At 59.1% G+C, this 12,856-nt stretch carries 11 protein-coding genes and 4 tRNA genes; 9 read left to right on the top strand and 6 right to left on the bottom strand.

The annotated features are described in order from the left end of the window. Positions 1 to 17 precede the first annotated feature (17 nt). Both ychF and ACWF8S_RS05410 read left to right on the top strand, forming a co-directional pair. Positions 18 to 1,109, top strand: a complete 1,092-nt coding sequence (ychF, locus tag ACWF8S_RS05415) for a redox-regulated ATPase YchF (RefSeq protein WP_447555822.1) — start codon at positions 18 to 20, stop codon at positions 1,107 to 1,109. A gap of 103 nt (positions 1,110 to 1,212) precedes the next feature. Continuing rightward, a tRNA-Met gene (locus ACWF8S_RS05410) sits at positions 1,213 to 1,289 on the top strand. A gap of 80 nt (positions 1,290 to 1,369) precedes the next feature. Here the strand turns inward: ACWF8S_RS05410 and ACWF8S_RS05405 are convergent. Continuing rightward, a complete protein-coding gene (locus ACWF8S_RS05405; protein WP_447555821.1) occupies positions 1,370 to 2,701 on the bottom strand; it encodes a M18 family aminopeptidase in 1,332 nt (443 codons plus the stop codon). Positions 2,702 to 2,841: 140 nt separating this feature from the next. Here ACWF8S_RS05405 and ACWF8S_RS05400 point away from each other — a divergent pair, with 140 nt between their 5' ends. Next, positions 2,842 to 4,929, top strand: a complete 2,088-nt coding sequence (locus ACWF8S_RS05400) for a carboxy terminal-processing peptidase (RefSeq protein WP_447555820.1) — start codon at positions 2,842 to 2,844, stop codon at positions 4,927 to 4,929. Positions 4,930 to 5,167: 238 nt separating this feature from the next. Here ACWF8S_RS05400 and ACWF8S_RS05395 read toward each other — a convergent pair. The 3 genes from ACWF8S_RS05395 to ACWF8S_RS05385 all read right to left on the bottom strand — a co-directional run bounded on the left by ACWF8S_RS05395 (position 5,168) and on the right by ACWF8S_RS05385 (position 5,466). Continuing rightward, positions 5,168 to 5,243 (bottom strand) — tRNA-Asn (locus tag ACWF8S_RS05395). 33 nt (positions 5,244 to 5,276) lie between these two features. Further along, positions 5,277 to 5,352: transfer RNA gene (locus ACWF8S_RS05390), tRNA-Asn, on the bottom strand. 38 nt (positions 5,353 to 5,390) lie between these two features. Then, a tRNA-Asn gene (locus tag ACWF8S_RS05385) sits at positions 5,391 to 5,466 on the bottom strand. 214 nt (positions 5,467 to 5,680) lie between these two features. On the opposite strand from ACWF8S_RS05385, the gene miaB reads away from it, so the two are divergent. The 6 genes from miaB (at position 5,681) to ACWF8S_RS05355 (ending at position 11,524) form a co-directional block, all read left to right on the top strand. Next, positions 5,681 to 7,024, top strand: a complete 1,344-nt coding sequence (gene miaB / locus ACWF8S_RS05380) for a tRNA (N6-isopentenyl adenosine(37)-C2)-methylthiotransferase MiaB (RefSeq protein WP_447555819.1) — start codon at positions 5,681 to 5,683, stop codon at positions 7,022 to 7,024. Between the two features lie 85 nt (positions 7,025 to 7,109). Further along, the gene (locus ACWF8S_RS05375) at positions 7,110 to 8,195 is read left to right on the top strand and encodes a PhoH family protein (protein WP_447555818.1); all 1,086 of its coding nucleotides are present in this window, start codon (positions 7,110 to 7,112) and stop codon (positions 8,193 to 8,195) included. Next, positions 8,192 to 8,665, top strand: coding sequence for an rRNA maturation RNase YbeY (gene ybeY / locus ACWF8S_RS05370; RefSeq protein ID WP_447555817.1), 474 nt, complete (start codon positions 8,192 to 8,194; stop codon positions 8,663 to 8,665). The genes ACWF8S_RS05375 and ybeY overlap by 4 nt, the downstream gene beginning before the upstream one ends. 34 nt (positions 8,666 to 8,699) lie before the next feature. Further along, positions 8,700 to 9,584, top strand: coding sequence for an HlyC/CorC family transporter (locus tag ACWF8S_RS05365; RefSeq protein WP_447555816.1), 885 nt, complete (start codon positions 8,700 to 8,702; stop codon positions 9,582 to 9,584). A gap of 34 nt (positions 9,585 to 9,618) precedes the next feature. Continuing rightward, entirely contained in the window at positions 9,619 to 11,100 is a 1,482-nt protein-coding gene (gene lnt, locus ACWF8S_RS05360; RefSeq protein ID WP_447555815.1) for an apolipoprotein N-acyltransferase, read from the top strand. 85 nt (positions 11,101 to 11,185) lie between these two features. Then, positions 11,186 to 11,524 carry a hypothetical protein gene (locus ACWF8S_RS05355; RefSeq protein WP_447555814.1) on the top strand — a complete coding sequence of 113 codons (339 nt, stop codon included), beginning with the start codon at positions 11,186 to 11,188 and terminating at the stop codon, positions 11,522 to 11,524. A gap of 88 nt (positions 11,525 to 11,612) precedes the next feature. On the opposite strand, the gene ACWF8S_RS05350 is transcribed toward ACWF8S_RS05355, so the two are convergent. Then, the gene (locus ACWF8S_RS05350; protein WP_447555813.1) at positions 11,613 to 12,191 is read right to left on the bottom strand and encodes an SCO family protein; all 579 of its coding nucleotides are present in this window, start codon (positions 12,189 to 12,191) and stop codon (positions 11,613 to 11,615) included. Positions 12,192 to 12,242: 51 nt separating this feature from the next. Continuing rightward, on the bottom strand, positions 12,243 to 12,698 hold the full coding sequence (locus tag ACWF8S_RS05345) for a copper chaperone PCu(A)C (RefSeq protein ID WP_447555812.1): 456 nt from the start codon (positions 12,696 to 12,698) through the stop codon (positions 12,243 to 12,245). Between the last annotated feature and the right edge of the window lie 158 nt (positions 12,699 to 12,856).

The raw sequence follows: 12,856 nt of genomic DNA, 5'->3' as shown, positions 1-12,856 counted from the left end.
CCGGTCAGGACATTTTTATGGGTTTTAACTGCGGTATTGTTGGCCTACCCAACGTAGGCAAATCCACGCTTTTCAATGCGCTTACCAAATCCGGCATTGACGCGGAAAACTTCCCGTTTTGCACCATCGAGCCCAACGTCGGGATCGTCCCCATGCCCGACCCGCGACTCGACAAGCTCGCAGAGATCGTCGTTCCGCAGAAGGTGCTGCCAACGACCATGGAGTTTGTGGATATTGCAGGCCTGGTGGCGGGTGCTTCCAAGGGCGAGGGTCTTGGCAACAAGTTTCTCGCCAATATTCGCGAAACCCAGGCCATCGCCCACGTGGTGCGCTGCTTTGATAACGACAACGTGATCCACGTCTCCAATCAGGTGGACCCGCGGGCGGATATCGAAACCATCAATCTGGAACTGGCGCTGGCCGACCTGGACACCGTCGAAAAGGCGAGCCAACGCCTGGTGCGCTCGGTAAAAGGCGGCGATAAAGACGCCGTGGCGACAAAGACGATTCTGGACAAGATCCAGCCGCACCTGGCCGAAGGCATGCCGCTTCGAAGCTTTGGCCTCTCCGACGAAGAGAAGCATCAGGTCAAAAGCTTCGGCTTTTTGACCTTGAAGCCCACCATGTACATCGCCAACGTCAATGAAGACGGCTTCGAGAACAATCCGTATCTCGATATCGTGCGCCAGATCGCCGAGGAAGAAGGCGCGGTGGTGGTGCCCGTGTGCAACCAGCTGGAAGCGGAAATTGCCGAGCTCGACGACGAAGAGCGCAGCATGTTCCTGGACGAGATGGGCATGGAAGAGCCAGGGCTTGATCGCGTGATTCGCGCAGGCTATGCCCTGCTGGGCCTTCAGACCTACTTCACCGCCGGGGTGAAAGAGGTCCGCGCCTGGACCGTCAAACAGGGGGCGACCGCCCCGGAAGGCGCCGGCGTCATCCATACCGATTTCCAGAAAGGCTTCATTCGCGCCGAAGTGATCGCTTATGACGACTTCGTTTCGCTGGGTGGGGAACAGGGCGCGAAGGATGCCGGCAAATGGCGACTGGAGGGCAAGGAGTACATCGTCAAGGACGGCGACGTGATCCATTTCCGTTTCAACGTCTGAGTCCATGAATCGCCATTTGAAGCGATTACGCTTTTTTGGGCCATTGCGCAAAGAAGCACTTGACGGGTGGCGGCGCGCTTTGTAATATTCGCCCCCGTTGAAAGGCTACGTAGCTCAGCTGGTTAGAGCACATCACTCATAATGATGGGGTCCCCTGTTCAAATCAGGGCGTAGCCACCAGCTTTTACAAAAACCCCGCTAACTCGGTTAGCGGGGTTTTTTGTGCGCGCCTGACAACAGGCGTCTTTACAAGTGCAGGGTCAGTAAAGCGCCGGGCGGTTCAAGAACGCCGTCAGCGCCCGGGTCAGGTATTCGACGTCCCGAGTGCCCGCGGTCTCGCGAATGGAGTGCATGGCCCACTGAGGCACGCCGACATCGATGGTCGGCACCCCCACCTCGGCGGCCGTGATCGGACCGATGGTGCTGCCACACCCCATATCCGCTCGGGTCACAAAGGACTGCACCGGCACATTCGCCTTGCGGCACACATCGCGAAACAGCGCCCCGGTCACGCTGTTGGTGGCGTAGCGCTGGCTGGCGTTGACCTTGATCACCGGGCCGCCATTGATGGCGGGACCATGGCGCTCGTCGTGCTTGTCGCGAAAATTGGGATGCAGCGCGTGAGCGTTATCGCAGGAGATCATCAAGGAAGACTGGATCAACTGAATCAGCGCCTCCTCGCCGCCCTTGCCGACCTGGGCGTTGATACGCTTGAGCACATCACCCAGAAACGGTCCCTGGGCGCCGCAAGCGCTGGCACTCCCCACTTCTTCATGGTCGTTGGCTACCAGCAGCGCTCCCTGTTCGCCGTCGCACTCCAGAAGCGCCTCCAGGGCGATGAAGCACGAAAGAAGGTTATCCAGCCGGGCGCTGGCGACCAGCTCCTGACCGACACCCACCAGCGAAGGCGGCTGAAGATCGTAAAAGCCCAGCTCGAAATCCAAGATTTCAAACTCTTTTAAACCGTGCTCTTTCTCGAGCCAACGGCTCAAAAGCGATTCAAGCGTGGCGTCTCCGCTTTGCATCAGCACCGGCGCCATCTGGGTTTGCGGATTGATGGCCCGGCCCGCGTTCACTTCGCGGTCCAGATGGATCGCAAGACTTGGGATCATGGCCACCGGGTCCGCCACGTTAAGCAGTACGCTCGCAAGCTGGCCATCATGCTGGCGAATATGCACCCGCCCGGCCAGTCCTAGATCGCGATCGAACCAGGGGCCGAGCAGTACACCGCCATAAACCTGCACCCCCAGCTGCAGCCAGCCCGCCGAACGTTGGGTAGCCTGAGGCTTCAGCTTGAGCCCTGGGCTGTCCGTGTGCGCTCCCATCATGCGCAGGCTTTCAAGCCCCTGGGCCGGCAGTTGAAAGGCGATGATCGAAGAGTCGTTGCGGGTAACGAAGTAGCGCTTCCCCGCTTCCAGTTGCCAATCGGCCTTCTCTTCCAGACGTGTAAAACCGCCTTGCTCCAGACGCTGAGCCATCGCGCTTGTCGCGTGCCAGGGCGTAGGCGACTGCGCCAGAAAATTGCAGAGCCTTGTCAGGCGCTTTATCTCGGATGAATCAGGCTCGAACGACTTGATATCGACCGCGTCCAAATGAATGCCCCCTATCAGAAAATGAGTGAGTATCACAGAGTAAATGACCTGCTACAATGCTCTTTCGGCCTACGCAACTCATAGGTTGACTGAATGTCTAGGGAACATGAATGACCATAAATTCCGGGAGAGCCTGACTGATGAGCTTGTTTGTAACGCTTTCGCGCTCGGTCGCCGTTGCCGTGATGCTGATAATGACCAGCCCGGCGGCGTTGGCGCAGCTTGCGCCGACCGACGAACAACGCCAAGCGGCAGTGGAGATCGGGGATGCGCTCCGCTACGGCCACTATGCCAATATCGATTTTGATGAGCAGTGGTCTCAGGAAGCTTTCCAGCGCTATCTGGATATTCTGGACAACCAGCGAAGCTATCTTCTAAATCGCGATATCGAACCCTACCGCCATTTAGAAGAACATATGGATCAGGTACTGTTTGAAGGCGAGCTCGATGAAGCGTTCGAGCTTTACAATCGCTTGAGCGAGCGCCATACCGAGCGTCTCGAGTGGCTGCTGACCCGCCTGGATGAAGGCCTTACCTTCGACTTCGATAGCGATGACCGTCTGGAAATCGACCGGGAAGAGGCGCCCTGGGCGAGCCGTGAAAGCGAGCTTGACGAGCTTTGGCGCAAACGCCTTGAAAACGATGCGCTGAGTCTGACCCTGACCGACCAGGACGAGGAGCAGATCGAGGATAACCTGCGCCAGCGCTATGAAGGCCAGCTTACCCGGCTCAGACAGACCGAATCCGAGGATGTCTTCGGCATCCTGATGGCCGCGATTTCCAGCACCATCGACCCGCACACCGGGTACCTTTCGCCGCGTCAGAGCGAATCCTTCGATATCCAGATGAGCCTTTCCCTTGAAGGCATTGGCGCCCTGCTTCAGGCCGAAGGCGAGTACGTGAAAGTGGCAAGCCTGGTGCCCGGCGGGCCGGCCGAGCGCGCCGGCGTGCTGGAGCCTGCCGACCGCATCATCGCCGTGGGCCAGGAAGATGGCGAAATGGTCAACGTGGTGGGCATGCGCCTGGATAACGTGGTGGATCTCATTCGCGGGCCGAAAGGCTCCACCGTGCGCCTTGACGTGGTTCCCGCTCAGGCGGTGGACATGACCCGCTCTCAGGTAGTGGAGATTACTCGCGACACGGTCAGCCTCGAGGATCAGGCCGCCCACAGTGAAGTGATCGAAGTCGAGCGTGACGGTGAACCGCACATGATCGGCGTGATCGACGTACCCACCTTCTACGTGGATTTCGACGCCTGGCAGGCCGGTGAAGAAGAGTACCGCAGCACGACCCGCGATGTAGCCCGCGAGATCGAATCGCTCAAGGAGCAGAACATCGAAGGCATCGTGCTGGATCTTCGCAACAACGGCGGCGGCGCCTTGCAGGAAGCCAACTCGTTGATCGGCCTGTTCATTGACCGCGGCCCGACCGTGCAGGTACGTGACGCCCAGGGGCGAATTCAGCTTTATGGCGATACCGACGCCGGCACGCTCTACGATGGCCCGCTGACCGTACTGGTGAACCGCCTTTCCGCCTCGGCCTCGGAAATCTTTGCCGGCGCGATTCAGGATTACGGCCGAGGGCTGGTGGTTGGCGCCCCCACCTTTGGCAAGGGTACCGTACAAACCCTCAACGACCTTAGCCACGGCCAGATCAAGCTGACCCGCGCCAAGTTCTACCGTATTTCCGGGGAAAGCACCCAAAATCGCGGCGTCGAACCGGACATCGACTTTCCGAGCCTGATCGACCCGGAGCGCATCGGTGAAAGCAGCCTGGACAACGCCCTTGCCTGGGATACGGTGCAAAACGTTCAGTACCGCCGCTACGGCAACCCGGAGGACTTTATCGGCGCGCTGACCGTCCAGCACCAGCAGCGTGCCCAGGAGAACCCCAACTTTCGCTATCTTGAGCGCCAGTCCACGCTCGCCCGCCAGCTTCGCGAGCAGCATACCAGCGTGAGCCTGAACCGCGAGCAGCGCCAGCGCGAGCTCGAAGCTCAGGAAGCCGAGCAGCTTTCACTGGAAAACCAGCGCCGCCGGGCCCTTGGCCTGCCGGAACTGGATGAGTGGATGGATGCCCGCCTGGACAACACGGTCAACGGAGAGCCTGCAGAGGACAGTGATGAAGACGAGGAAATGCCGGTGGACCGCGCCCACGTACTGGAAGCCGCTGAAGTGATGCTGGACTATACCCACCTCAAGAACGCCCAGCGCATGGCCCAGCGTTAAGCCAGCCTCCTTCTTCCTTTCCAGCATTCAAGCCACTCACCGCAGGGTGAGTGGCTTTCTTCAATAAAGACGCGGATTCAGTAAAGAGCTGAATTCATTAAAGACATGGCAAAATTAGCCTCTTGAGCACAGAAGACGCAAGAGAAAAGACAGGAAAAGAAGATACAGACGAAAAGAGACGCGTTATAGACGACTCGAGGAAGGATAAATCAGAGGACAGACCGGAAGAATAAACACGTGGCTCCCCGAACAGGACTCGAACCTGTGACCCAATGATTAACAGTCATTTGCTCTACCAACTGAGCTATCGGGGAACAATATCTAGATTGATGCGCAGCAAGGTCGTTTGGCTCCTCGAACAGGACTCGAACCTGTGACCCAATGATTAACAGTCATTTGCTCTACCAACTGAGCTATCGAGGAACATGGTGCTACGGTGTTTGAAAGCAGTACAAGGCGTTTGGCTCCTCGAACAGGACTCGAACCTGTGACCCAATGATTAACAGTCATTTGCTCTACCAACTGAGCTATCGAGGAACTGCTCAAACACGGTGCGTAGTATACTCATAGAATCGCTTGGGTCAAGCATCGATTGTCTTGAGCGCTAGCCGCTGGAATCTTGTATCCGTATAATGGCCGCACTCTCAAGCACCAGGCTCGCAGCAAGCGCAGCCCGATGGATACTCCATTCATTTTTCGTCTGACGACGATCCCTATTCGTCCGACGACAATCCATAGATGACAGGTACCGATGGCGAAGAAGCTCTTCATCAAAACGCACGGCTGCCAGATGAACGAATACGACTCCTCTCGTATGGCAGACCTACTCGGCGAATCCCACCAGCTGGAACTCACCGATAACGAGAAAGAGGCCGACGTTATCCTGCTGAACACCTGCTCCATCCGCGAAAAGGCGCAGGAGAAAGTGTTCCACCAGCTGGGACGCTGGAAAAAGCTCAAGGACGCCAACCCGGATCTCGTGATCGGCGTGGGCGGCTGCGTGGCCAGTCAGGAGGGCGAAGCGCTCAAAAAGCGCGCGCCCTATGTCGATATGGTCTTCGGTCCGCAAACGCTGCACCGGGTGCCGGCGATGCTGGACGCCCGTGCCGGCAACCAGATTGCTGCGGTGGATGTCACCTTCCCGGAAATCGAGAAGTTCGACCACCTGCCCAAGCCTACTTCCGACGGCGCCACGGCCTTCGTCTCCATCATGGAGGGCTGCTCGAAGTACTGCACTTTCTGCGTGGTGCCCTATACCCGCGGCGAAGAGGTCTCGCGTCCGTTCGAGTCGGTAATGGATGAAGTCATCCACCTGGCCGACCAAGGCGTTCGCGAAATCAATCTGCTGGGTCAGAACGTCAACGCTTACCGGGGCGACAACCAGTTGGGCGAAGAGATCGATCTTGCCGAGCTGATTGCCTGCGTGGCGGCGGTGGAAGGGATCGACCGTGTCCGCTTTACTACCTCCCACCCGGTGGAGTTCACCGAGAGTCTGGTCGAGGCCTACGCCGAGATTCCGGAACTTGTCAGCCACCTGCACCTGCCGGTGCAATCGGGATCAGACCGAATCCTTGGCGCGATGAAGCGTGGCCACACCCGCCAGGAATACATCGACAAGATGGAGCGCATCCGCGCCAACCGCCCGGATATCAGCTTCTCGTCGGATTTCATCATCGGCTTCCCGGGTGAAACCCTGGAGGACTTCGAGGATACGATGGATCTGATCCATCAGATCGGCTTCGATCACTCCTTCAGCTTTGTCTACTCGGCACGCCCCGGCACACCCGCTTCCGGACTCCTTGATGAAACCCCGGAGAGCGTCAAGAAACAGCGTCTGGCCATCTTGCAGGAACGCATCCTGCAGCAGGCCGCGCAAATCAGCCGCCGCATGGTGGGCTCCACCCAGCGTATCCTGGTCACCGGGTTCTCGCCCAGAGACCCAGGCCAGCTCTCCGGGCGTACCGAAAACAACCGCGTGGTGAACTTTTGTGCCGCCAACCCGACCGAGCTGATCGGCTACTTTGTCGATGTGGACATCACCGAGGCGTTGCCCAACTCGCTACGCGGTGAACTTGCCTCGCCCGAACGTTATTGACGCGTATTTAGCCCAAGTAATTGCCCAGGACTTGCCTGGGCATTAAGCTCTGAGTTACACACATCAACAAACGGATCTCCTACTCTTGAGCCAGCCATCATCTCAGGCCAACCGTATCATCACCTTAAGCCTTGAACCCAATGACCCGCAAAGGCTTGCAAGCCTGTGTGGGCAGCGCGATGAGCACTTGAAGCTGATCGAAGACCGGCTGGACGTCACGCTGAGAAACCGTGGCAATACCTTCCAGCTGGCGGGGGCGGCGAATCGCATCAAGGCTGCCTCCAACGTGCTGGAGCACCTGTATCGTGAAACTGCGGCCAGCGAGCTTTCCCCGGACACGGTCCACCTGTTTTTACAGGAGTCCGGGCTTGAAGCGCTGGAAGACGACGAGGAAGGCGAAGGCGGCAGCGACGAAGTGATCATGCGCACACCGCGCACCATGATCAAGCCGCGCGGCCTGAACCAGCAGCGCTACGTGACCAGCATTCGCGAGCATGATATCAATTTCGGAATCGGGCCTGCCGGCACCGGCAAGACCTACCTGGCGGTGGCTGCCGCAGTGGAAGCGCTCAATCAGCAGGAAGTGCGCCGTATCCTGCTGGTACGCCCGGCGGTCGAAGCCGGCGAGAAGCTCGGCTTTCTGCCCGGGGATCTTGCCCAGAAGATCGACCCGTACCTGCGCCCGCTGTATGACGCGCTGTACGAAATGATCGGCTTCGAGCAGGTCGCCAAGCTGATTGAGCGTCAGGTGATCGAGATTGCCCCGCTTGCCTACATGCGCGGACGCACGCTCAACAACGCCTACATCATTCTTGACGAAAGCCAGAACACCACCCCGGAGCAGATGAAGATGTTTCTGACCCGGATCGGTTTCGGCTCGACGGCGGTGATTACCGGTGATGTGACCCAGGTGGATCTTCCCAAGGGCCAGCGCTCGGGACTGATCCAGGTACTGGACGTGCTCAAGGGGACGCCGGGTATCGGCGTGACTCACTTCGCCGCGAAGGACGTGGTACGCCATCCTCTGGTTCAGCGCATCATCGAGGCCTATGATGCCTTCGAGTCCCAGCAGGAAGTGGAAGAGCGTGCCCGGCGCGAGGCGCGCCAGCAAGAGCGCGACGCACGCATGGCCGCCCGCGACGGCGTACCGGGCTGGGACAGCTCGCGATGACGGATGTCGTGATCGATCGTCAGGTGGCGGTAAAGGCCGATGCGCTTCCCACCCTTTCACAGCTCACCCACTGGGTGGGCTGTGTGTTTTCGCATCATCCCGACGACCTTCGTCGCGAACTGACTATCCGTTTCGTGGAGCGTACCGAAAGCCAGACGCTCAATCGCGACTACCGTGGCAAGGACAAGCCCACCAACGTGCTCTCCTTCCCTTTCGAGAGCCCGCCCGGCGTTGAACTGCCGCTGCTGGGCGATCTGGTGATCTGCCACGATGTCGTGCTGAACGAAGCCTCTGAGCAGCAGAAACCTCTGGCGCATCACTACGCGCACATGGTGATTCACGGCACCCTGCACCTGATGGGGTATGATCATGTCGAGGACGACGACGCCCAGGCCATGGAAGCGTTGGAGCAAGCCCTGTTGAAGGGCCTTGATATTCCCGACCCATACTGCATAAACGTTCGTTTTTGACGCCAACTAGTCCGTAACCAAGAGATCTGACGCCATGAGCGAAGACCCATCGAGCACGTCGAATCAAAAATCCTGGCTCGAGAAACTCTTTAGCGCCCTCACCGGCGAGTCCGATGAACCCAGCTCCCGGGATGAACTGCTCACGTTCCTACGCCACACCGCAGGCAAGTTGAAGCTGGATCAGGACGCCATCATGATCATTGAAGGGGCGCTCGAGATCAGCGACCAGCAGGTGCGCGAAATCCTCATTCCCCGCTCTCAGGTCTCGGCCATTGCCATCGATCAGACCAGCGACGGCTATCTCCCCCTGATTCAGGAAACCGGCCACTCCCGGTATCCTGTGATCGGCGAAAACCTGGATGACGTCAAGGGCATCCTGCTGGTCAAGGATCTGCTGCCGCTGCTTTCCCAGTCCCAGGAAAGTCGCGACGCCTTCATCCTGGAGCACGTGCTGCGCCCGGCGATGTTCATTCCCGAATCCAAGCGTCTGAACAGCCTCTTGAAAGAGTTTCGCGATACCCATAACCACATGGCGATCGTCGTGGACGAGTATGGCGGCACGGCCGGTATCGTGACGATCGAGGACATTCTGGAGCAGATCGTCGGCAACATCGAAGACGAGCACGATACCGACGAAGAAGATGCCATCCGCCGTCTGGAAAACGGCCACTTCGCCATCCGTGCGCTCACCCCCATCGAGGACTTCAACGAACGCTTTGACACCGACTTCTCCGATGACGAATTCGATACCGTCGGTGGGCTCGTCATGCAGCAGTTCGGCCATTTGCCCGGACGCGGCGAGCATACAAGCCTCGGCGGCTGGCGCTTTATCGTTCTCAACGCCGACAACCGGCGCATTCGCCTGCTCGAAGCCTACCAAGACAGCAGTGACGAACCCGGCACGGCGGATAACGACTAGCTCACGGCTTTCATATCGCTAACAGGATATCGCTATGGGATTGACGTCCCCCTTTGCTTTTCAACTGCTCGCGGCCCTGGTGGCGGGCGGCTTCACCACACTGACCGCCGCCCCTTTCGGGCTCTGGTGGCTGGGTCCGGTGGCCGTCGGGCTACTTTTTTTCGGCACTCGCCACCTCACACCCGCCCAGGCGGCGCTCAAGGGGTGGGCGTATGGCATCGGACTTTTCGCCACCGGCGCCTCCTGGGTGTATGTCTCCATTCACGACTACGGTTATACCGGCGTACCGCTGGCGGTCGTGCTGACCGCGCTTTTTGTCGTGGTACTGGCGCTGTTCTACGCTCTCATGCTTTGGGTCTACCGCCGCTTTGCAGGCGCTCACCTGAGGTTTCTGAGCTTTGCGGGCATCTGGGTGCTGGGGGAAGTGCTGCGCACCTATCTCTTTACCGGCTTTCCCTGGCTGTTGCTGGGTTCGGGGTTCGTGGATTCGCCGCTGGCCAGCTGGGCGCCGCTGGGTGGAGTCTATCTTTTATCGTTACTGGTCGCGCTCAGCGGTACGCTGGGGGTCTACGTGCTGCGCCGGCGTTTCTGGATGGCTTTGCCCCTGGCCGCTATCTGGCTGATTCCCCTGGCCCTGCCCGCACTGTGGACGACCCCCGCCAGCCAGCCAAGCCGGGTCGCGCTGTTACAGGGCAACCTGTCCCAGCTGATCAAGTGGACGCCGGAAGGCCAGCGTACGGCGGCCAATATCTACAGCGACTTGACCCGCGAGGTCGCCGACGACGTGGATCTGATCATCTGGCCCGAGACCGCCGTGCCGATGTTCGAGTACCAGGCACGCCCGGTACTCGAGCGCCTTCAGGCAACGCTTTCACCGACTACCGCGCTGATGACCGGTATCGTCCAACTGGATGAGCAAAACCGCTACTTCAATAGCGTGATCGGGGTGGGCAATGTGACCGGCAGCTACCAGAAGGAACATCTGGTGCCCTTTGGCGAGTATCTTCCGCTTGAGAGTGTGCTGCGCGGCGCGATCAGCTTCTTCGATCTGCCCATGTCGAGCTTTGCCTCGGGCGATTCGATCCAGGCGCCGATGCAGGCAGGCGATATCCGTATCGGCAATGCCATCTGCTACGAAATCATCTATCCACAGCTGGTGGCCAGCCGGGCGCTGGAGAGTGACGTGATCGTCACCGTTTCCAACGACACCTGGTTCGGCGCCTCGATCGGCCCGCATCAGCATCTGCAGATGGCGCGCCTGCGAGCGCTCGAAAACGGCCGCTTCGTTCTGCGTGCCACCAATAACGGGATTACCGCCATCATCGACGCCCGAGGTAACCTGGTGGATCGCATCCCGCAGTTCGAGACCACCACGCTCACCGGCGAGTTCTACGCCATGGAAGGGCAAACCCCGTTCACCCGGATGGGTAGCCTGCCGATATGGCTGCTGGCCGCGCTGATGAGCGTGGCAGGCCTGGTGCGTGGGCGCGCCGAGCGTTCCAGAACGCTTCTCTAGCAGAGCTCACGCGGGTTTGAGGGGTGCGTCGTTTTGGCTCAAGCGGCTCGCTTGACTGGGGAGAGGGCGCTGGCATAATGAAGTCATGCTTAAATCTCGCCCTTTTCTCCTGCTGGTGGTCGCGCCTCTCGCCTTTACAGCGATTGTAGGAGCGGCCATCTTCGGCAATCAGGCACTATCCGCCACCCAAGTGGATCACAAGATCCAGGAGGCGATTGCGGCCGAGCTCAATACCACCTCGCCGGTGGAACTGGCACATCTGCAGGAAGTTCAGTACGGTTACGGCGTGTGCGGGCTTTACAAGACCTCGCTGTCCGACCAGGGCTACGCCTCGTTCTTCTTTGATACCACCAACAATCGCCTGACGCTGGACGTCAATTCCCGTGCCTATACCGCCAACTGCGGGCTTTCTTCGGTCTGCTAGGCGAAGCCGTAATGTTCAGCATCATTGACAAAGCGCCTCTTGTGAGGCGCTTTTTGCATTTAGGCTTGGTACCTTTTCCTGGCGCCCCTTACCCCTTGTCGATCAAGCGGCGCAGATCGGCGAGCACATCCTGATTGGAGTGCGGGTCGCGAACCAGAAAACGCGCCTGCCCATCGTCGTTGAAGGCAAACACCGCGCTTGAGTGATTGACGATGTAATCGCCCCGCTCGTTGGGCTCCTCGAAGCTGTAGGCGATACGGTAGCGGTTGGTCAGCGCATCGATCTTCTCTTTATCGCCGGTCAAACCGGTGAACTCGGGCCCGAAGGCATCGGTATAGCGCTTGAGCACCTCGGGCGTATCGCGGTCCGGATCCACCGAGATCAGGAGCATCTGAACGTCCTCGCGCTCCTGTTCATCGAGTTGATTGAATAGCGAAGCAAAGCGCGCCAGCGTGAGCGGGCAGACGTCAGGGCACTGGGTATAACCAAAGTAGACGAGCGTGGTCTTGCCCCGGTAATCCTCAGCACTTGCCACCTGCCCCTCTTCGTTGGTCAACTCGAACTCGAGCGGCGGCATGATCTCGTCGATATCGGTGGTGCGAAAGCTTTCGTCACTACAGCCCACCATTAAAGCCGCTGCCAGCAGCGGCCATAACACTTTATGCATACTCGATGCTCTCTACGCTACGTCTTCAAGACCGGGCATTCAGGGCGAACCTCAAAGTGAGGCGGGCGATACCACCTCGAAAACAACCGGCACGCGCTCGCTTTCAAACTCGAGGGTTACCTCGATTTCATCGCCCTCTTCCAGTGCGTCGACGCGCCCCATGAACATCAGGTGGTGACCACGAGGAACGAAGCTGAAGCTTTCACCTGCCGCAATCTCGACGCCCGCGATGGCATGCATATGGGCCATACCCTCGTGCTCGGTGCTTTCGTGCATTTCGACCGCTTCGAAGGCATCGCTGTCGGCACCGAGTAGCGTGATGGCGGTCTCGGACTCATTGGCGATATCGAAGTAACCCGCGCCCGGCGTATTGCCTGGTACCAGGCTCAGGCGCGCATTGGATACGTTGATGTCGCTTGCCTGAGCGCTGAGCGCGCCCATGAACACCACGGCTCCCAACAGGGCGGGCGTCAGAGTGCGCCGCGCTTTTTTCAGTACATGCTGCATGATGTTATCTCCGAGGTGAAACCTGAACCCGCATTAGCGGCGCCGGGTCACCACCAATTAAATGATGCTACCTTAGCGCTCTTTCGACGTACTGCCATCCCGATGCGACAATTTGCCTGAGTGACGCGTACACGCAAAAGCCCGGCAAACCGGGCTTT

It is taken from the genome of Vreelandella xerophytica (assembly GCF_968048975.1).
The sequence above is the reverse complement of the archived record's forward strand: the minus strand, read 5'-3'. Positions and strand labels throughout refer to the sequence as shown.